This is a genomic window from Hwangdonia sp. (assembly GCF_048381975.1).
In the GTDB taxonomy this organism is placed as follows: Bacteria; Bacteroidota; Bacteroidia; order Flavobacteriales; family Flavobacteriaceae; genus Hwangdonia; species Hwangdonia seohaensis.
Map to the genome: position 1 here is coordinate 204,889 of NZ_JBLWYT010000001.1, position 20,586 is coordinate 225,474.

Here is a 20,586-nt window from a genome sequence, read left to right on the forward strand (position 1 = left end):
TCAGTAATCCAACCAAAAATTTTAAATAAATGAAAAGAGTATTTTTTATCGCATTAGTTCTAACAGTATTTATTAGCTGTAAAAAAGATGCCGAATCTCAGAAATCCGAAGAAACCATCAGTTTGGATAGTGAAGAAAGGACAGCAAAACAAAGCGATGGGTTAACCCTTTTAAAAGGTGAGTTTGTGTATTATGCCGATGCTGCTGTTTTACAAACGCATGCCCAAATTTACGGTGTAATTCTTAACGATAAGGTTGAAGAATTAAACAATAAAGCAAAAGCATTTAAAAAAGAACCAACCGATTTTGTACAAGTTGAGATTCGCGGAAAAATAACCCAAAAACCAGAAGGTGAAGAAGGTTGGGACAACCGCGTAGAAATAAAAGAAATATTAAGCGTTACAGCTTCAAAAAACGATAACGATAATTTAGTAAAACTAGGAAAAGAGTAATTATGTTAAAGATAAAGAATTTACACGCAAGTGTTGAAGACAAGGCCATTTTAAGAGGTGTAAACCTTGAGGTAAAACCAGGAGAAGTACACGCTATTATGGGACCAAACGGTTCTGGAAAAAGTACATTGGCATCGGTTATTGCCGGAAAGGAAGAGTATGAAATGGACCAAGGGGAAATCATTTTACAAAATGAAAACATCAACGAGCTTTCGGCCGAAGAACGTGCACACAAAGGCATTTTTCTGTCGTTTCAATATCCGGTGGAAATCCCAGGGGTTTCGGTAACAAACTTTATTAAAACCGCTATTAACGAAACCCGAAAAGCAAAAGGTTTGGAAGATATGCCGGCAAAAGACATGCTAAAACTAATCCGTGAAAAAGCCGATTTGTTGGAAATAGACAGAAAGTTTTTATCGCGCTCGTTAAACGAAGGTTTTTCCGGTGGTGAAAAAAAACGAAACGAAATTTTTCAAATGGCCATGCTCGAACCAAAATTAGCCATTCTTGACGAAACTGATTCTGGTTTGGATATTGACGCTTTGCGCATTGTTGCCAACGGTGTAAATAAGTTTAAAAGTAAAGACAACGCCGTAATCGTTATTACGCACTACCAACGTTTATTGGATTATATCGTACCCGATTTTGTACACGTTATTCACGAAGGCCGCATTGTAAAATCCGGAACAAAAGAATTGGCACACGAGCTAGAAGAAAAAGGTTACGATTGGATTAAAGAAAAAGCGAACGCATAACAGTAACTAGTCCACAGTCCACAGTAAGCAGTCTTTTTAACTGTAAACTGAAGACTGCAAACTGAATACTTATTAATATGGATTTAAAAGAAAAATTAGTATCATCCTTCATCGTATTTGAAGACCAAGCTGATGTTGACACCTATGTGCACAATGTTAGAAACGATGCTATTAAAATATTTGAAGAAAAAGGATTTCCCACTAAAAAGGAAGAAGCTTGGAAATACACCTCGTTAAACAAGCTGCTTAAAGAAGACTACAGTGTTTTCCCAAAACAAGAAAGCACTATAGATTACAACGATATTAAAAAATATTTCATCCATAATATAGACAGCTATAAAATAGTGTTTATCGATGGTAAATATTCATCGCACCTCTCGCAAACCACGCACGATGGTATCGATGTGTGCTTAATGTCATCAGCTTTATCAAAACCAAAATACCGATTGGTGATTGAAAATTATTTCAACAAAGCTGCCGAAAAAGACAGCTTAACATCACTAAACACGGCGTTTTCCCAAGAAGGGGCATACATTCATATTCCAAAAAATAAGTTGGTTGAAAAGCCTATTCAAATCATACATTTATCTACCGGAAACGAGTCGGCAACCATGTTGCAACCACGTAACTTGGTAGTGGTCGACGAGAATTCGCATGTGCAAATTATAGAGCGCCACCAAAGTTTAACCGATAACGCGGTGCTCACCAATAGCGTTACCGAAATTTTTGCCAATAAACGCGCCATTGTAGATTATTACAAAATACAAAATGACAACGCCAACGCATCCTTAATAGACAATACCTTTATTAAGCAAAAGCGCGAAAGTGTCGCATCGGTGCACACCTTTGCCTTTGGCGGTAAATTAACGCGCAACAACCTTAATTTTTATCAAGAAGGCGAGCGCATCAACTCCATCTTAAAAGGGGTTACCATCATTGGCAACAAACAACATGTCGATCACAACACTTTGGTGCACCACATCGAGCCAAATTGCGAGAGCCATCAAGATTACAAAGGTATTTTTGCCGAAAATTCAACCGGTGTATTTAACGGAAAAATCATTGTTGAAAAAGAAGCGCAAAAAACCAATGCCTTTCAAGCCAATAACAACATTTTGGTAAGCGACAAAGCCAGCATAAACACCAAACCGCAACTCGAAATTTTTGCCGACGATGTAAAATGCTCGCACGGTTGTACCATAGGGCAAATCGACGAAAGCGCTATGTTTTACATGCGTTCGCGCGGTATTCCAGAAAAAGAGGCCAAAGCCCTTTTAATGTACGCCTTTAGCAACAACGTGTTAAGCTCGGTTAAAATTCCTGAGATAAAACAGCGCATCACCAAAATAATCGCCAATAAATTAGGCGTAAATATTGGGTTCGATTTGTAACAACTTTGTCATTCCCTCGAAGGAGGGAATCTTATGATATTTAAACAATTTTTTTTGAAGCTATTTCCCGCTATCCACTGTATCTTTTTTTCGTGCCTCAAAAAAGGATGCCGTTTCTATCGGGGCTAAACCATCAGCCATGTTCAAGGTAAACGACATAAGACAAGACTTTCCCATACTTAACAGACAAGTAAACGGAAAACCCTTAGTGTATTTCGATAATGCAGCAACCTCGCAAACCCCACAACAGGTTATCGATGTTATTGTGGAGTATTACTCAAAATACAACGCCAACATTCATCGCGGCGTGCATACCTTAAGTCAAGAAGCTACCGATTTATACGAGCAAGCGCGCTTAAAAATACAAGCCCATTTTAATGCCAAATACGCGCACGAAATCATTTTAACATCAGGTACAACCGATGGTATAAATTTAGTCGCAAACGGCTTTTCGTCACTATTAAAAAAAGGCGATGAGGTTATTGTTTCAGCTTTAGAGCATCATAGTAATATTGTGCCTTGGCAAATGCTTTGCGAGCGCACGGGTGCCATTTTAAAGGTGATTCCCATGAATGATGCCGGCGAATTGGAAATGGCACAATACGATAAATTACTTTCAAAAAACACAAAACTTGTTTTTGTAAATCATATCTCAAATGCCTTGGGGACTATAAACCCCATCGTGTATATCATTGAAAAAGCACACAGCGTTGGCGCCGCCGTTTTAATTGATGGCGCACAGGCTTGTCCGCATGTAAAACCAGACGTTCAAAAATTGGATGTCGATTTTTATGTTGCCTCGGCACACAAAATGTGTGGACCAACGGGCGTTGGTATGCTTTACGGAAAAGAAGATTGGTTAAACAAATTACCGCCCTATCAAGGTGGTGGCGAAATGATAGCCGAAGTTACGTTCGAAAAAACCACTTATGCCGACTTACCACATAAATTCGAAGCCGGCACACCAAACATTTGTGGAGGTATAGCCTTTGGGGCAGCCATCGATTATATGAACCAAATTGGTTTTGATGTCATTGAAAACTACGAACACGAGCTGTTGGATTATGCCACAGAAAAACTTCTGGAGATAGAAGGTTTAAAAATCTATGGCACCGCAAAAAACAAAACATCGGTTGTTTCGTTTAATTTAGAGGGCATTCATCCCTACGATGTGGGCACAATTTTAGATAAATTGGGCATTGCTGTTCGTACGGGCCACCATTGTGCGCAGCCCATTATGGATTTTTATAAAATCCCGGGAACCGTTCGCGCTTCCTTTGCGTTTTACAACACAAAAGCAGAAATTGATGCGTTGGTTGAAGGGGTGAAAAAGGCTAAAATGATGCTTTCATAGGGTACACTTTTATATATCTACATATTTCATTTTTTAAAATTTCCTATTGTTAAATAATTAACAGCGCAATGTATTTTGTCTAATAATTAACGATTAATTTATTGAATTGTTAATTTTTACACAAAAAATTATACATTGTGCAACGACTAATTCAAATAATTTTTAAAAATGAAAAAAGTATTTTTAAGCATGGCCGCTGTAGCCTTTTTATTTGCAGCTTGTAGCGACGATTCTAAAGAAGCTATCGTTGAAGAACAAAACATCGACATGAGTGATTTTTATGTCTACACAGATTCGAATGACGATTTAGCTTCAAAGGAAAACAAAGGAAAGGGCAATTCCAAGTTTTGTTACGCAATGGAAAATTTAAATCGCCAATTAAACCAAAACCCAGGTTTAGAGAAAAAAATGTATGATGTTGAGTATCATACCCGAAAATTTCTCGCCGGAAAAGGAAAACCACCTAAAGGGGGCGGTGGCTCTGGAGGAGGTTCTGGAGATACGGATGTTGACGTATTACCAATCCAGGACAATTTAGGTATTATTAATATCCCGGTTTATATACACATCGTATATCCCGATGCAAACAGTATTTCTACTTCTCAAATTAATTCTCAAATGGCTACTTTAAATGCTGATTTTAGAGATATTAATACCAACTTACTTCCATCGGGAACTACATTTGCCAATGATGCTACAGATGCAGGTTTTAGTTTTTCGTTGGCAGGGACATTTAGACATAACGATTCAAGGTCTTCTTGGGGAACAAATGATGCTATAAAAAGTGCTTATCCGCCAATTACACCAGAAACACATTTAAATATTTGGGTGTGTGAAATAGGAGGTGGCATTTTAGGGTATGCGCAATTTCCGGGTGGCAATTCATCAACAGATGGTGTCGTGTTAGGTGGTAACTATTTTGGAAACACAAGTGGTGCATACGGCTTGGGTAGAACCGCAACGCATGAAGTTGGGCACTACTTTAACCTGCGCCATATTTGGGGTGATGGTAGATGTAATCGAGATGATTTTGTTGCTGACACACCTAAATCTGATAGATCCAATGGGGGTTGTCCTACGTTTCCAACCACACATTGTAAATCTGCCGACATGACAATGAATTATATGGACTATACTTACGATTCTTGCATGTATATGTTTACAGATGGCCAACGTAACAGAATGAGAGCTATTTTTGCACCGGGCGGCGCAAGATCCTCAATGATAGGCAGCTAAATTGTATTCATTAATAAAAGTTAAAAAGACGCCAATTTTGGCGTCTTTTTTGTATTCTTATATAGTTTAAAATCAATAAAAATGAAACATCTGTTTTTAATACTTTCTTTAGTGTTTGTAGATAATAGTTGCACACAATCAAAAATAAATCAAGATGCCATTACTTTGGAATATACCACGCAAACTAGGGGTGCTTACAAATGTATTGTAATAAATAAAAAGCAAGTTTCAACAGTAAATAAGCACGGAGCTAAACCAGACATAAAAACGTGTAGCGAAACAGATTGGAACCAATTAATGAAAACTCTTAAAACCGTTGATGTTAAAAATATTCCGAATTTAAAAGCACCTTCCGAAGATCGCTTTTTTGATGGTGCCGCCATAGCGAATTTAAAAATCACATACAACGGTAAAGTTTACGAGTCGCAATCTTTCGATCACGGTAATCCACCAAAACAAATCGCTGCACTTGTTAAAGAAATGCTATCTATTACCAAAAATATTGAATAGCAACATTTCTTATTGTATTTTTGTATAAAATTGAATCTATGAGTATTGAAGACATTCAAAACGAAATAATAGACGAGTTCTCAATGTTTGAAGATTGGGAAGAGCGTTACCAATATATGATTGATTTGGGCAAAGATTTACCTTTAATTGATGAGCAATATAAAACCGAAAGCAACATCATTAAAGGGTGCCAAAGTAAAGTTTGGGTGCATGCTGAAATGAACGACGATAAAATTGTATTTACCGCCGATAGCGATGCCATTATTACAAAAGGAATTATTGCTATTTTAATTCGCGTATTTTCAAATCAACACCCAAAAGATATTATTGATGCCGATACGGATTTTATCGATAAAATTGGATTAAAAGAACACTTGTCGCCTACACGCGCCAATGGTTTGGTAAGTATGGTAAAACAACTTAAAATGTATGCTATCGCATATCAAACACAGTTAAATTAAAGAAACACTCCAAAAGTTAAAAACTTTTGGTTTCAAATAAACTGTCATTCCCGAGACATCGGGAATCCACTTAATAAGATTCCTACCTTTGTGGGAATGACAAAAAAATTAGTTATTATGAGCGATACAACAATAGACACAAACGCCTTAGGCGAAAAAATAGTAAATGTTATAAAAACAATTTACGATCCGGAAATCCCTGTTGATATTTACGAACTTGGATTAATTTACGATGTATTTGTAAACGAAGATTACGACGTTAAAATTTTAATGACATTAACCACGCCAAACTGCCCTGTTGCAGAAACCTTGCCTTTGGAGGTTGAGGAAAAAGTAAAATCGTTGGACGAGGTAAAATCTGCCGAGGTTGAAATCACTTTCGATCCGCCATGGACCCAAGATTTAATGAGCGAGGAAGCGAAGTTGGAATTGGGCATGCTGTAATTTAGGTTGCAGTCTCAGTCTCAGTTTTCAGTTTAACATTAAACAATTTAACGCCTACTTTTTTGAAAGACGAAATTATAAATCGCGTAGCGAATAGCAAGTTAATAACCGTTAACCTTGAGGATTATTATCCCGATGGCAAACGTGTGCTTTTTGATATCAAAGATTGGTTGTTTGAAGGTTTCGTTTTGCGCGAAAAAGATTTTAGGCAAAAAGCCTCAGAACACGATTGGTCGCAATATCAAGGCAGCTATGTGGCGTTAACTTGCAGTACCGATGCCATTGTTCCGGCTTGGGCGTTTATGCTTTTAAGTTTTCATTTAGAGCCTTTTGCTAAAAAGACTATTATCGGTAATCTTGAGAATTTAGAAACTTCCATCTATCAAGATGTTCTTAAATCACTCGATGTTTCGGAATACGCAGACAAACCTATTATTATTAAAGGCTGCTCTAAAAAACCAGTGCCGCAAAACGCGTATATTATGTTGGCGACTAAACTAAAACCAGTGGCTAAATCTATTATGTATGGCGAAGCCTGTTCTTCGGTGCCTTTATTCAAAAAAAAATAAGATTTACTTTTGTTGTGACTTAAACTAATAAGTTGGTGTCTAAACATGTAACAACATATAATTTAACCACAATTAAAATGAAAAAAACGCTATTATTTTTTACTTTTCTTATTGGAATAATTTCTATAAACGCTCAAACTTTAGAGGAGTTAAAAGCAACTCAAAAGGAAAAAAAAGATTCTATTGCAGCCATTCAAGGGCGCGTTAATGCCATTCAAGGGCAAATTGATGCACTGCCCGGTTGGAAAAAAGGGGCTTTTGGTACCATTGGCGGAAGCATTTCCAGTTTTAAAAACTGGTACGCTCAAGGCACACCCAATAATAATTCCGGAAACATTGGCTTTACGGTTAATGCTTTTGCAAACTTAAATCAGGATAAATTCTTTTGGAGAAATGCGGCAAACGTAAACTTATCTTGGGTAAAATTGGATGACAAAGACGACCCAACGGATAGCGATAAATTTAGGGAAGCTACCGATGTTTTTAATATCAACTCGTTATACGGGCACAAACTAAGCGAAAAATTCGCGATTTCCGGTTTAGCCGAATACAGAACAACCATTTTAAGCAATTTTAACGATCCCGGATTTTTGGATTTGGGTGTTGGTGCCACTTGGACACCGGCTAAAGATTTAGTGGTTGTTGTGCATCCATTAAACTACAACTTTGTGTTTAGCAGCAATTCGGTTATAGATTTTGAGTCGTCTATGGGTGCTAAAATCCTTGTTGATTATACGCGACAAATTGATGCTGTAAGTTTCAAAACCAATTTATCGATGTTCCAAAGTTATAAATCTGGAGATCTATCGAACTGGACCTGGACGAACTCTTTTGGATATACCTTATGGAAAATGATTGGTGTTGGTTTTGATTTGGGTTTAAGACAAAACAAACAAGAAGCGTTTAACTACCAACAAAGTCAACCAGGAAGTACAAATGCACAGTTAAAAGATACCGATAACAAACTACAATCGTATTGGGTGTTCGGACTTAATTATAAGTTTTAGACCATTTAAAAAATATACCACGCAAAAAGGCTATCTGTTAGATAGTCTTTTTTTGTTTATAAACTTCATTTTTAAGCATATATGCAAATATTGTAACCTAAATAAATTTCTTTCAAAAATTGAGATTAATGCATTTTATCTGTTTTATTTGTATTTAATCGATAATTTTATTTATATTGCCCCCAATTAAGCTCCCAACTTTATTAACTACTTATGGCCACCAAGAAAATAATACTAGCAGAGGATAACTCTACACTATCAATGCTATTAAAATTCCGTCTAGAAAAAGAGGGATACCATTTACTATCTGCAGTAAACGGGAAGCAAGCTTTGGAACTCATTGAAACCGAAAAACCAGATTTAATAATAACCGATATTATGATGCCGTTTGTTAGCGGTTTAGAGGTTATTAGTCATGTACGAATTAAACTGGATTCGAACACACCTATAATTGTATTCTCGTCTGCAGGTCAAGAAGAAATGGTTTTAAAAGCTTTCAGTTTAGGTGCCAACGATTTTATGGGAAAACCTTTTAGTCCAAACGAATTAATGATTAGAGTCAATAGACTAATTAATTAGAAGATGGATAGCCTAAACTACATTTTCAATTATATTGAAGATTTTCCATTTTTGGTTAAATCTACTTTGTGGTTTAGTGGTATTTTAGCTTTGCTCATAATAATACTAATCCTTTATCTACGGCTCATTCGGTTACATTTAAGAATAAAGGATAACGAAATTAAAACCCTTAAAAGTGAATACGAAACTTTATTGGTAGAATACCTGTATTCTGGAAGCAGTACAGAACATTTAACGGAGAATCAATTATCTATAATTTCAAGATTAAAGAAAGAAGCAACCATTAAATCGAGAAGAAAAATTATTGTTTTAATTCTTTATAAATTAATGAGTGAGGTTTCTGGTGAAATGTCTGAAGCCGCAAAAATATTTTATTTTAAAACCGGTTTATTTGAGTTTGCCTTAAAGGGTTTAAAAACTAAAAAATGGCATATCATTTCAAAAGCTATCGGAGAACTTAGGAGGTTTCAGGTTGTTGAGATACAAAACGAAATAATGCCATTAATTACACATCCTGTGCGTGAAGTTCGTAAAGAAGCACATTTGTATTTTGTGAGTTTATTTCAGTTTGACGGCCTCATGTTTTTAAACAAAATAAAAACCCCACTATCGGAATGGGATCAATTGCAAATTCTCGGAATATTGCAACGGTTTGATAAACAAGATATCTGCGACATTAAGCCTTGGTTAAAATCGTCAAACCATACGGTTGTTTTATTTGCCTTAAAACTCGCTAAGGTTTACAATCAATTTGAAGTAAAAGATGTACTAATTGATTTGCTTTCACATGAAAACCAAGACATTAGAATTTGTACCATAGAAGTTTTAACAAGTTTATACGGTATCGAAGCTAAAGAGGTATTAAAAACCAATTTTAACGAATTAAGTATTGAAGAGCAGCTTTGCTTTTTTGAGATGTTAGAAAAATTAGTGGTCCCAACGGATGAGCCTTTTATTGAAAAACACCTGTTTCACAAAGACTTTGAAATACAACTATTAGCGCTTAAAATATTAAAGTCCATTAACCTTGATAAGTTTTTAGGGTTAAAAGAATTGGCAACAAACAAGGATAAGTTTGACATGTATAAATTTGTAAATAATGGATAATACTACGGCACAAATCATTATTCAAATATTTCATTATTTGTTTTTTGCTTTCGCTTTTTTAGCCATAGTATCATACATTATACTATCTGTAATTTCTGCAAAAGAAACCACACAGTATCTTAAAAAAAAGAGCTTTATAAATTATAAAGATATTCTATCGTCTTCCATTTCACCGTCAATAAGTATTATAGCTCCAGCTTATAACGAAAGTCTTAATGTGGTTGAAAATGTACGGTCGTTGTTGTCCAATCATTATGCTAATTACGATGTTATTATTGTAAACGATGGGAGTACCGATGATAGTTTAGAGAAATTAATTGCCGCTTACGATTTAGAAAAAGCGGAGTTTTTAATAAATGAAAAGCTACAAACCGAACCACTTCGGGCTGGTGTTTTTAAATCTAAAAATCCTGCTTTTGAAAAGTTAATAGTAGTCGATAAAGAAAACGGTGGTAAAGCCGATGCCTTAAATATGGGACTTAATATAAGCAATAGTAAATATGTAGCTTGTATAGATGTAGATTGTTTGTTGTTAGAAGACGCTTTACAGAAAATGATAAAACCGTTTCTTGAAGAAACCGAAACCACGGTTATTGCATCTGGAGGTGTAATTCGCATTGCAAACTCTTGTACCATTAGCGGCGGTAAATTATTAGACGTAAATCTTCCTAAAAATTTGCTTGTTCAATCTCAAATATTAGAATACATTCGTTCATTTTTACTGGGCAGAATGGCATGGAGTAGACTAAACGGATTATTGGTAATTTCGGGAGCTTTTGGCATATTTGAGAAAAAAATTGCGATAGAGGTTGGCGGTTACGATACCAATACCGTAGGGGAAGATATGGAAATTGTAGTGCGGATGCGACGCTACATGGAAGAAAGTAACAGAAAGTACAAAGTATCATATATTCCCGATCCTTTATGTTGGACGGAAGCACCCGATAACTATAAAGATTTTATATCACAAAGAAACAGATGGACTCGAGGTACTATTGAAACCATGAGAAAACATCGAAAAATAGCGTTTAATCCCAAATATGGGTCTTTTGGAATGATTAGCTATCCGTATTGGTTAATATTTGAGCGTTTAGCGCCCGTTATAGAGGTTGTTGGCCTTGTATATTTTATAATATTATTGTTTTTAAATGCCGTACGTTGGGAGTATGCCTTATCCTTCTTTTTATTGGCCTATTTATTTTCTGTATTGCTATCAATCCTTGCATTGTATTCTGAAGAATTATCATTTCACCAATATAAGAAGAAAGGCATGGGCATAAAACTTGTATTATTAAGCGCTATTGAACCGTTTATTTTACACCCATTTATATTGTATGCGGCTGTAAGAGGTAATATTGATTACTATTTTAACAAAAATAAAAAATGGGGTAAAATGACGCGTAAAGGATTAACAGGCTAAAGTCTAATCCCGATAAATTTAATTATAAAGTAGGTATGAAGTTTAACTTTAAGAATAAGGATTTTTATGGGTACGCATGTGCAACCTTATCTTTAATTGGAGTGTTCTGGTGTATCAGTCTTTTTGAAGCTTTGTCTTTAAAAACCACTGCCCACGACACTTTATTTAATACGATTTTTTTTAAGTTCATTAATGATTTTTGGGTGGCTTTAATTGTTGGTATCTTATTGTTTCCGGTATATCTATTACTTCATTATTTATCAAAAAAATATGCGCTTAATATTATCAAAGCCCTGTTTGTAATCATAATAATCATACAGTTTTCGCTTGTAAAATACAGTGTAACAACACTTTTAAATTTAGGTGCCGATCTTTTAGGCTATTCTTTTGATGATATTTATAAAACCGTTTCTGCTTCAGAGTCCTTGTCTGTCACCTATTTTATACCGTATATTTTATTTCCCATATTGCTGATTTTGTTTTTCAAATTAATCGAAAAGTTTGTCAGCAAACGTAAGTTAACCGGCGGAGGCATTATACTTATCGTGCTATTTGGCAGTGCCATGTTAATATCGTACAACAATACTTCTAACAAAAAAAATCAAAATAAAATAGCGTATTTAACGGCCGATATCATAAAATATCAGAGTGAAAAAATCAACCTCAGCACAACTGCTTTTAACAGGAACGATTACCCTTTATTAAAACCATTTCATACGTCTAAAGATGTGTTGTCACCATTCTTCAACATGAAGGAAGAGAAGCCCAATATTGTAGTTTTAATTGTAGAAGGTTTGGGTACTGAATTTATTGGCCATAGAACCTACGGTGGCTTTACGCCATATTTAGACGGTTTAATTTCAAAATCTTTGTACTGGGACCATTTTGTAAGCACCACAGGGCGAACCTTTGGTGTTCTACCTTCTTTGTTAGGGTCATTGCCTTTTGGAGACACTGGTTTTATGGAAGTGCCTCAAACACCATCCCATATATCATTAATTAGTGTTTTAAAAGCTAATGGATACACGACTTCTTATTACTCTGGAGATCGATCTGGATTTGATAAAAAAATTAATTTTCTTGAATATAACGAGATTGAAAACATTGTTGACGAGAGTAAATACGAGCAGGAATACATAAAAACCGAAACTAATTCCGGTGGCTTTTCGTGGGGCTATCCAGATGCCGAAATTTTCAAGAAAACCTTAGCTTCTTTAGATGATAAAAAACAACCGCGATTAGATATAATCATGACGCTTTCTAATCACGAGCCTTTTAAATTCCCTAATAAAGAACTTCACGAGTTAAAGGTAGACAGTATTTTAAGCGCTAATAAAAACCTAAAAATATCAAAAGAAGAGGTTTTAAATCATAAAGATATTTACGCCACTTTAAACTACACTGATGCGTCTATCAAAGATTTTATGACGGCCTATGCAAAACGTAAAGATTACAACAATACTATTTTTATTATTACAGGCGATCACAGACTAATTCCGATTTCACAAAAAGACAAACTGTGTCGATTTCATGTGCCTTTATATATTTACAGTCCTCTTTTAAAGAAAGCCGAAAGGTTTAAATCTGTGTCTTCACACTGGGATGTTGCACCAAGTATACTTGCTTTTTTGGCGAAAAACTACAAGCTCAATAATTTAGAAGAAACCGCTTGGATGGGCGAAGGCTTAGATACGGCACGGCAGTTTAGAAACATTCATAAAATTCCATTAATGCGTTACAAAGGAAGCATTAACGATTATATGTATCAAGATTATTTGTATTCTGATGGTGAATTGTTCAAAATAAAAGAGAATTTTAATACGTCTATAATCGACGATGAGGTATTGATTAACCAACTGTCAGATTCATTGATGTCATTTAAAAAAATGAATGCTTATGTAACTCAGCAAAATAAGATTTTCCCCGATTCACTAAATATATACATGAAATCCCGAATCGATTTTTCTGAAGCGCAATTGGCATCAATAAAAGCTATGGCGAATAAATTATCTTTAGATGAAACATTTGAAATAGCCAGAGAAAAAGCTTTTAATAAAGAACGTGAAAAGGCACGATTGTTATGCGATTATATTTTAAACGAGCTTCCCAATCATGCTGATGCCCGCACATTAAAAGGCAGAACTTTAGCATGGGATGGGTATTTTGAAAAAGCCGAAGCCGAATTATTGAATGTTGTTAAAAGATCGCCTTTTTATTACGATAGCTATTTAGCGCTTTTAGATATGTATTGGTGGTCTGGTCAAGAGCACAAATCTGAAGCTATATTTAAAAAAGCTATAAAAAATAAAATAAAAGAACCAGAGCTTAGTTTTAAAATGGCCCAAGCGTATTTAAGAAACCAAAACACCAAACAAGCCATTAAATTAATGGATAGTATTATTAATAAACACCCCAATAACACCAATTATTTAACGTTTAAAAAAACCTTACAGTAAAGGCCGTTTCAAATCATGAAAAACCTCAATTATATATTAATATTTCTTATCAGTTTTGGCGCATTTAGCCAGCAAAATGTTTTTAAGGGTGACCCCGACAGAGCTTTTGAAGTAGCTCGGGAATTAGCATTTAACAATGCACGAAAGCAAGCACAAGACACCTTGTTGTTGATTTTAACAAAGTATCCCGATTATCACGATATCAGAGACTTTTTAGGAAGCACGTATTCTTGGGATGGAGAATATAAAAAAGCAAGAGAAGCTTTTGAGTATGTTCTAAAAAAAGATTCCAATAGATTGGGTACTTGGGAGGCTGCCATTAAAAATGAGTTGTATAGCGAAGTGCCTTTTAGTGCCCTAAAAATGGCGAACGAGGCATTAACCTATTTTCCTAACAACCCGGATTTATTATACTTAAAAGCGAGTGCCCAAGAGGGTACCAACGAGCAAAACGAAGCCTTACAAACCATTGAGGCATTGCTAAAAACAAATCCAAACCATGAAAAAGCACAATCCTTTAAAACCAGTTTAGTTGATAAATTAAGTTTAAACACCATAGGGTTACGGTCGTCGGTCGAGATATATTCAGAAGTATTCGACCCCATGCAGTATTATCTATTTAAATATTCAAGACAAACAAAATATGGTAGTATTCATGGTAAAGTTAATTTTAACAGAAGGTTTGCTTCAAATGGTGTACAATTTGAAGTTGATTTATATCCAAAAATAACCAAAGGTTTATACGCTTATTTAAATGTTGGCGTATCCGGTTCATCACTGTTTCCAGATATTCGCTACGGATTCGAACTATACAAATCTTTACCAAAAAGTTTTGAGGCATCACTCGGATTAAGAGCCTTAAAATACTCGCAAACCACAACCATTTATACGGGTTCTGTAGGTTGGTACACCGGTAATGATTATTGGTCGTTTAGAACCTACATTACCCCTGGCGATTCTGGCGCGAGCATGTCAGGAACCCTTAATTACAGAAAGTATAGAATTAATTCCGATAACTATTTTAGCATTGATGCGGGCATGGGTTTTTCTCCCGAAATTTACAGATTCGAATTTGAAGGCAATGAAAACGCCATCATAAACCTTAAATCCCAAAAATTAAATTTAGGCTACTTTTTCACATCGAAGAACAACAAAAATGCATGGGGCATAAGAAGTGGCATTGTGCATCAAGAGGTTAGTTTCAACCCGGGTTCGTATTTTTGGATTTTTGATGTGGGATTATCTTGGAATATGAAATTTAAATAAAACCATCATTCCATTTCTTCATCATTGTAAGTCGGATATGAAAAATGATTGGCGTTGGGTTCGATTTTGGTTTAAGGCAAAATAAACAAGAAGCGTTTAACTACCAACAAAGTCAACCAGGGAGTGCGAATGCGCAATTAAAAGATACCGATAACAAACTACAATCGTATTGGGTGTTCGGACTTAATTATAAGTTTTAATATTCTGAAAACCAAAACATTTCGACTGCGCTCAATGTGACATTTAGAGTAGAAATTGACTTTTTATACAGCTTCTTTTTTATTCATCACCTTTAAACTTCTTCTTTTTATGTTTTCTTCCAAAAAGCCTTTTAAAAAACCCATCTCGTTTTTCCGGATTACAGTCTAAATCACTAATAACCTCTTGTGAAGGTGTTTCAAAATTGCTTTTCGTAATACTATTAAAATGCGTATCGGCATTTAATTTCTGATAAAATTTAGCAAAAATAGGTAATGCAGAATTTGCACCTTGCCCAAGGCTTGTAGATTTAAATCCAATGCTATGGTTATCGTTCCCAACCCAAGTAACGGTTACTAAATTAGGGGTAATACCCACAAACCAACCGTCTTTATTGTTTTGCGTGGTTCCTGTTTTGCCTGCTATTTCGTTTTTTAAATTATAGGTTGATCGCAATCTAGAGGCTGTTCCGCTATTAACGGTAGATTTCATTATTTGTAGCATCACCTGCCTTGTATAATTGCTATAAGCAGGTTTTTCTATAATTTGTGGTTCGAATGCGGCAATAATATGACCTGCTTTATCTTCAATTTTTGTTATCGCATACGGTTTAACGCCTTTGCTGTTGTTTACATAACTAGCATAAGCTCCTGTAAGTGCTTTTAGGTTTATTTCTGCTACGCCCAAAGCCAGCGAAGGTTCTTTAGGAAGTGCTTTACTAATGCCTAATTTTTCTATTTGCTGTACAACATTATCAATACCAACTTCATTTAAAACTTTTACAGCTATGGTGTTAACGGAATTGCTCAAAGCCATTTCTAAATTATAATTGAGGTGCGGATCTTCTTCTTTTACACCGGAGTTGGTTGGCGTCCAATCATCAAAATTAGTGTAAGTGACTTCTTGTAACGAAAAATAGGTACACGGTTTCATGCCATTTTCAATTGCGGCAGTGTAAACAAAAGGTTTAAAGGTAGAACCAACCTGACGTTCGCTTTGCGACACATGGTCGTATTTAAAAAACCTATAATCAATACCGCCAACATAGGCTTTTATAGCACCGGTTTTTGGGGCAATAGAAAGCATTCCTGTGTTTAAAAATTTTAAATAATGCTTTAAACTATCTATTGCCGATATATTTTGAATGGTATCGCCCATCCAATTAAACATTTCTGTTTTTCGTTTTACGGAAAGCGAATCTAAAATTTGAGCTTCAGTTAATCCCGCTTTTTGTAAGGACTTATATTTAGGCAAGTTTTTAATGGCAGCTTGGATAATGGCTTTATTAGAGTTCCACGGCGCTGTTTTTCCAAAAGATTTTTCGTGCACACTTTGCAAATCCATAAGGTATTCGCGCATGGCTTTTTCAGCAAAAGATTGCATGGTAGAATCTAATGTTGTGTGTACTTTTAAGCCATCCTTATACAAATCATAAACACTGCCGTCTGGTTTTTTTAGCGTGTCTAAAATAGCAGTTAACTCTTTTTTTACTTGGGCACGAAAATAAGGTGCCAACCCTACATCGTGATTAAAAGATTTATAATTTAAAACAATATTTTGATTGGTATAAGCCTCTAAAGAGTCTTGCGAGATGTATTCATATTTAAGCATTTGCTGAAACACAACATCGCGTCGTGATTGACTGCGCTCTAAATTAATCCGTGGATTAAAATAGGTGGTTGCTTTTAAAGTACCAACCAAAGTGGCGGCTTCTGAGTAAGATAATTTTGAAGCTGGTTTGTTAAAAAACTTTCGTGCAGCGCTTTCAACGCCATAAGTGTTATCTGGGAAAGGTACCGTATTAAGGTAAAGCGTAAGAATATCTTCTTTTGTATAAATAGTTTCAATGCGTTTAGAAATAATCGACTCTTTAAACTTGTTAATTAACATGCTAAAAGCGAAATATTTTTTACGCCCAAAAAGATTTTTTGCCAATTGCAACGTAATGGTGCTGCCACCACCAGCAGATTTATCCTGAAAAATGATGTTTTTAACAAACACGCGCATTAAGCTTACGTTATCGATTCCGTCGTGTTCATAAAACCGCACATCTTCGGTAGCTATAAGCGCATCGATAAGATGCTGGGGGAAATCTTTAAAATTCAATGGCTGCCTGTCATAAATGTAATATTTCCCAATCAATTTACCGTTGGCATCCAGCACTTGCGTAGCCTCGGCTTGTTTGATGGAACCTAAATCCTGTTCCGTAGGAAGTTTTCCAAAAGCTCCTAAAAATACACTAACATAAATGATTGTAAAAAAAAGGACGATGCTTGCCGCTGCCATTAAAGACCACCTAACCCATCTGTTTTTTAGTACCAATCTTATACGTTTCATTCCAAACAGTCTGGTTTATTGCTGTATATCGTCGTAATCCGGATATAAAAAATGGTTGTAAGGGAAACGCGTTACGTGAATGTCGCGAACCTCATCGTAAACACGTTTTTTGAAATCTTCTAAATTCTCTTTGTTTAGTGCCGAAATAAACAGGGCGTTGTCGCCTAATTTGTTCATCCACGTTTTTTTCCATTCTTCCAACGAGTAGTGCTCAGAGCTGCGTTCGATTTCCAAATCTGTTGGGTCAAAAGGTTCTGGCTTGTAAGCGTCAATTTTATTAAACACCTTTATAATGGGTTTATCGCTGCTATTTATTTCACCTAAAATTTTATTTACCGATTCAATATGTTCTTCAAAATTGGGATGCGAAATATCTACCACATGCAATAATAAATCGGCTTCCCTAACTTCATCCAGTGTGCTTTTAAAACTATCAACCAATTGCGTTGGCAACTTCCTGATAAACCCAACCGTATCGGTTAACAAAAAAGGCAGATTTTGAATAACCACTTTTCTAACCGTGGTATCCAGTGTGGCAAACAGTTTGTTTTCGGCAAATACGTCGCTTTTGCTTATCACGTTCATGAGTGTGGATTTGCCCACATTGGTGTAGCCCACCAATGCCACTCTTACCATTTTACCACGGTTACCGCGCTGTACGGCCATTTGTTTATCAATGGTTTCTATACGTTTTTTTAAAAGTGCTATTTTATCGCGTACAATACGTCTGTCGGTTTCTATTTCGGTTTCACCCGGTCCTCGCATGCCAATACCCCCTTTTTGGCGTTCAAGGTGGGTCCACATCCCTCTTAATCGTGGCAGTAAATATTCGCATTGGGCCAGTTCTACCTGCGTTCTGGCGTAACTGGTTTGGGCGCGTTGTGCAAAAATATCGAGTATTAAATTGGTTCGATCCAATACTTTTACATTAAGTATTTTACTTATGTTTCGTTCTTGGGCGGCCGATAATTCATCATCAAAAATAGCGGTGCCAATATCGTTTTCTTCAATAAATTCGCGCACATTTTCCATTTTTCCACTGCCTATAAAGGTCTTTGGATTTGGCATATCCATTTTTTGGGTGAAGCGTTTTATAACATCGCCGCCGGCGGTAAAGGTTAAAAATTCAAGCTCGTCTAAATATTCTTTAGATTTTTCTTCATCTTGATCTTTAGTAATAATGCCAATTAAAACGGCACGTTCTAAGCTGAGGTCTTTCTCTTCTATCATAATGCAAAGTTACGTAATTACAAGCATTTTATTTTTTCTATTTTTGAAGTATGTTAGACACTTTTGAAGACCTACCGATTAGAGACGATATGCAGACGGTTGCATTTTATAATCTTGAAAATCTATTCGATTTAAACGAAGATAGACATACCAACGATAACGATTTTTTACCGACATCGGTTAAAAAATGGACACCGAAACGCTACAAAAACAAGCTTAGAAAACTGGGGTTTGCCATTTCGAATATAGGACGAAAAGAAACAGGGAAACAGCCTGCTATTGTGGGATTATGCGAGGTTGAAAACGCAAAGGTTATTGAAGATTTAATAGCCTCGAAACATTTGGAAAACTGCAATTATAAGTATGTGCATTACAATTCTTTGGACGAACGCGGGATTGATGTGGCCTTACTTTACGATGCTACGGCTTTTAAAGTGACCCATTCTGAAACGTTTACCATTCAATTGACTAACGTCGATGGTTTTCCTGATTATACCAGAGATATATTGTTGGTGTCGGGTTTACTTGATGGCGAGCTTGTACATGTTATCGTGAATCATTGGTCGTCGAGACGGGAAGGCGAAAAGGAAACCGAATTTAAACGCATGGCGTCTTCAGCCAAAGTTGGCGAGATTATTACAACGTTACGATTAGACAATGAAAACGCTAAAATTATTGTAATTGGCGATTTTAACGACGACCCGCATAGCCATAGCATAAAGCAGTTGGTTAACGGGTTTAATTTGTTTAATCCTATGGAAACATTGCGCTCGTACAGTCGGGGTAGCTCTTATCACCGTAGACAGTGGAACTTGTTTGACCAAGTTTTAATATCGACCAATTTTTTTAAAACTTCTGATAAACTGTTCGAATATTACACGGCCAATATTTTTGATGAAGATTTTTTAAAGCTTTTTAACGGCAAATTTAAAGGCTCGCCTTTTAGAACTTATATTGGCAAAAAATATCAAGGCGGTTACAGCGACCATTTTCCGGTATATGCTGTTTTTAAGAAGTGATAGTTTACACCCAGTAATTCAAACACGACAATATGAATTTGCGGGTAAATGCCGTAAGAATGTCGTAAATAAACCGCTATCAAAAAATACATTCATGTATAACTTTGAAGTGAATTAAATTAAAAATAACATGAGCATAATAGGAAATAAAATTAGTGAACGTAGAAAAGCAAAAGGTCTTACACAAGAAGAACTAGCGGAGTTGTCTAAAGTAAATTTAAGAACAATACAACGAATTGAAAATGATGAAAACGAACCACGTGGAAAAACGTTAATTTTAATTTGTGAAGTATTAGATATTAACGTTGAAGACTTATTGAATATTAAAAATGAGACTAACTATACAGCCAATAACTTAATACATGGATACACATTGGCAACAAAAGGAACTCGTTTTTTAGCTAATCTTATAGAAACTTTAATATTTAGCGTTATTATTTTTATTCCATATACTCTTTATACTTTATCTTCATTAGAAGAATTCCATAATATAGATAGCAACCCTATTGGTATTCAATTTGCTGCAATTTTTGGTTTAATTGTAGGAGCTATTTTTTATCCGATATTTACTGGTAATTTAGGACATCTCATTTTTGGTTTAAAAGTAATATCTAGTGAAACAGGAAAGGATTTTAATAAAGCATCAGATGGAGCTATTCGAGAGCTCTTAAAGGGTGTTTTCAGCTTCTTTATTATACCTATTATATGGATTTTATGGGATGAAAAAAATCAAAACTTGTATGATAAACTAACTAAAACTGTTGTTGTAGATAAAAATTCTAAAGTTTAATTGAG

The 20,586-nt window shown here is 35.5% G+C and carries 20 protein-coding genes; 18 read left to right on the plus strand and 2 right to left on the minus strand.

Translation table 11 applies throughout. From position 1 onward, the window contains the following. Nucleotides 1-29 precede the first annotated feature (29 nt). The 16 genes from ACN5J7_RS00915 (at nucleotide 30) to ACN5J7_RS00990 (ending at nucleotide 15,207) form a co-directional block, all read left to right on the plus strand. On the plus strand, nucleotides 30-452 hold the full coding sequence (locus ACN5J7_RS00915) for a hypothetical protein (protein ID WP_311936768.1): 423 nt from the start codon (nucleotides 30-32) through the stop codon (nucleotides 450-452). Nucleotides 453-454: 2 nt separating this feature from the next. Beyond that, entirely contained in the window at nucleotides 455-1,207 is a 753-nt protein-coding gene (gene sufC / locus ACN5J7_RS00920) for a Fe-S cluster assembly ATPase SufC (protein WP_311936771.1), read from the plus strand. Between the two features lie 77 nt (nucleotides 1,208-1,284). After that, nucleotides 1,285-2,598, plus strand: coding sequence for a Fe-S cluster assembly protein SufD (gene sufD, locus ACN5J7_RS00925; RefSeq protein ID WP_418602294.1), 1,314 nt, complete (start codon nucleotides 1,285-1,287; stop codon nucleotides 2,596-2,598). Between the two features lie 139 nt (nucleotides 2,599-2,737). Beyond that, the gene (locus ACN5J7_RS00930) at nucleotides 2,738-3,952 is read left to right on the plus strand and encodes an aminotransferase class V-fold PLP-dependent enzyme (protein WP_418602295.1); all 1,215 of its coding nucleotides are present in this window, start codon (nucleotides 2,738-2,740) and stop codon (nucleotides 3,950-3,952) included. A 168-nt stretch (nucleotides 3,953-4,120) separates the two neighbouring features. Continuing rightward, nucleotides 4,121-5,188: a zinc metalloprotease gene (locus ACN5J7_RS00935; RefSeq protein ID WP_311936779.1), complete on the plus strand. Its 1,068-nt coding sequence runs from the start codon at nucleotides 4,121-4,123 to the stop codon at nucleotides 5,186-5,188. An 81-nt stretch (nucleotides 5,189-5,269) separates the two neighbouring features. Further along, nucleotides 5,270-5,698 carry a hypothetical protein gene (locus ACN5J7_RS00940; protein ID WP_418602296.1) on the plus strand — a complete coding sequence of 143 codons (429 nt, stop codon included), beginning with the start codon at nucleotides 5,270-5,272 and terminating at the stop codon, nucleotides 5,696-5,698. Nucleotides 5,699-5,736: 38 nt separating this feature from the next. After that, nucleotides 5,737-6,159 carry a SufE family protein gene (locus tag ACN5J7_RS00945; protein ID WP_418602298.1) on the plus strand — a complete coding sequence of 141 codons (423 nt, stop codon included), beginning with the start codon at nucleotides 5,737-5,739 and terminating at the stop codon, nucleotides 6,157-6,159. A gap of 117 nt (nucleotides 6,160-6,276) precedes the next feature. Continuing rightward, entirely contained in the window at nucleotides 6,277-6,603 is a 327-nt protein-coding gene (locus tag ACN5J7_RS00950) for a DUF59 domain-containing protein (protein WP_311936788.1), read from the plus strand. A 62-nt stretch (nucleotides 6,604-6,665) separates the two neighbouring features. Continuing rightward, nucleotides 6,666-7,172, plus strand: a complete 507-nt coding sequence (locus ACN5J7_RS00955) for a DUF2480 family protein (protein WP_418602300.1) — start codon at nucleotides 6,666-6,668, stop codon at nucleotides 7,170-7,172. 77 nt (nucleotides 7,173-7,249) lie between these two features. Then, complete coding sequence (locus ACN5J7_RS00960; RefSeq protein ID WP_311936794.1) at nucleotides 7,250-8,179, plus strand: DUF3078 domain-containing protein; 930 nt, start codon at nucleotides 7,250-7,252, stop codon at nucleotides 8,177-8,179. Nucleotides 8,180-8,392: 213 nt separating this feature from the next. Continuing rightward, complete coding sequence (locus ACN5J7_RS00965; protein WP_311936796.1) at nucleotides 8,393-8,758, plus strand: response regulator; 366 nt, start codon at nucleotides 8,393-8,395, stop codon at nucleotides 8,756-8,758. Nucleotides 8,759-8,761: 3 nt separating this feature from the next. Then, complete coding sequence (locus ACN5J7_RS00970; protein WP_418602302.1) at nucleotides 8,762-9,865, plus strand: HEAT repeat domain-containing protein; 1,104 nt, start codon at nucleotides 8,762-8,764, stop codon at nucleotides 9,863-9,865. After that, entirely contained in the window at nucleotides 9,858-11,285 is a 1,428-nt protein-coding gene (locus ACN5J7_RS00975) for a glycosyltransferase family 2 protein (protein WP_418602303.1), read from the plus strand. The genes ACN5J7_RS00970 and ACN5J7_RS00975 overlap by 8 nt, the downstream gene beginning before the upstream one ends. 35 nt (nucleotides 11,286-11,320) lie before the next feature. Continuing rightward, nucleotides 11,321-13,741 carry a sulfatase-like hydrolase/transferase gene (locus ACN5J7_RS00980; RefSeq protein ID WP_418602304.1) on the plus strand — a complete coding sequence of 807 codons (2,421 nt, stop codon included), beginning with the start codon at nucleotides 11,321-11,323 and terminating at the stop codon, nucleotides 13,739-13,741. 15 nt (nucleotides 13,742-13,756) lie between these two features. Continuing rightward, on the plus strand, nucleotides 13,757-15,007 hold the full coding sequence (locus ACN5J7_RS00985) for a YaiO family outer membrane beta-barrel protein (protein ID WP_418602306.1): 1,251 nt from the start codon (nucleotides 13,757-13,759) through the stop codon (nucleotides 15,005-15,007). 44 nt (nucleotides 15,008-15,051) lie between these two features. Next, nucleotides 15,052-15,207 carry a hypothetical protein gene (locus tag ACN5J7_RS00990; protein WP_311936809.1) on the plus strand — a complete coding sequence of 52 codons (156 nt, stop codon included), beginning with the start codon at nucleotides 15,052-15,054 and terminating at the stop codon, nucleotides 15,205-15,207. 79 nt (nucleotides 15,208-15,286) lie between these two features. Here ACN5J7_RS00990 and ACN5J7_RS00995 read toward each other — a convergent pair whose 3' ends face one another. Together ACN5J7_RS00995 and hflX are read right to left on the minus strand one after the other, a co-directional pair. Next, nucleotides 15,287-17,542 carry a penicillin-binding protein 1A gene (locus ACN5J7_RS00995; protein WP_418602307.1) on the minus strand — a complete coding sequence of 752 codons (2,256 nt, stop codon included), beginning with the start codon at nucleotides 17,540-17,542 and terminating at the stop codon, nucleotides 15,287-15,289. A 15-nt stretch (nucleotides 17,543-17,557) separates the two neighbouring features. Beyond that, nucleotides 17,558-18,772, minus strand: coding sequence for a GTPase HflX (gene hflX, locus ACN5J7_RS01000; RefSeq protein ID WP_418602308.1), 1,215 nt, complete (start codon nucleotides 18,770-18,772; stop codon nucleotides 17,558-17,560). A 50-nt stretch (nucleotides 18,773-18,822) separates the two neighbouring features. Here hflX and ACN5J7_RS01005 point away from each other — a divergent pair, with 50 nt between their 5' ends. Together ACN5J7_RS01005 and ACN5J7_RS01010 are read left to right on the plus strand one after the other, a co-directional pair. Then, nucleotides 18,823-19,791 (plus strand): endonuclease, encoded by a 969-nt coding sequence (locus ACN5J7_RS01005; protein ID WP_418602309.1) that lies wholly within the window; start codon nucleotides 18,823-18,825, stop codon nucleotides 19,789-19,791. A 130-nt stretch (nucleotides 19,792-19,921) separates the two neighbouring features. Continuing rightward, a complete protein-coding gene (locus ACN5J7_RS01010; RefSeq protein ID WP_418602310.1) occupies nucleotides 19,922-20,581 on the plus strand; it encodes a helix-turn-helix domain-containing protein in 660 nt (219 codons plus the stop codon). Nucleotides 20,582-20,586: the final 5 nt, after the last annotated feature.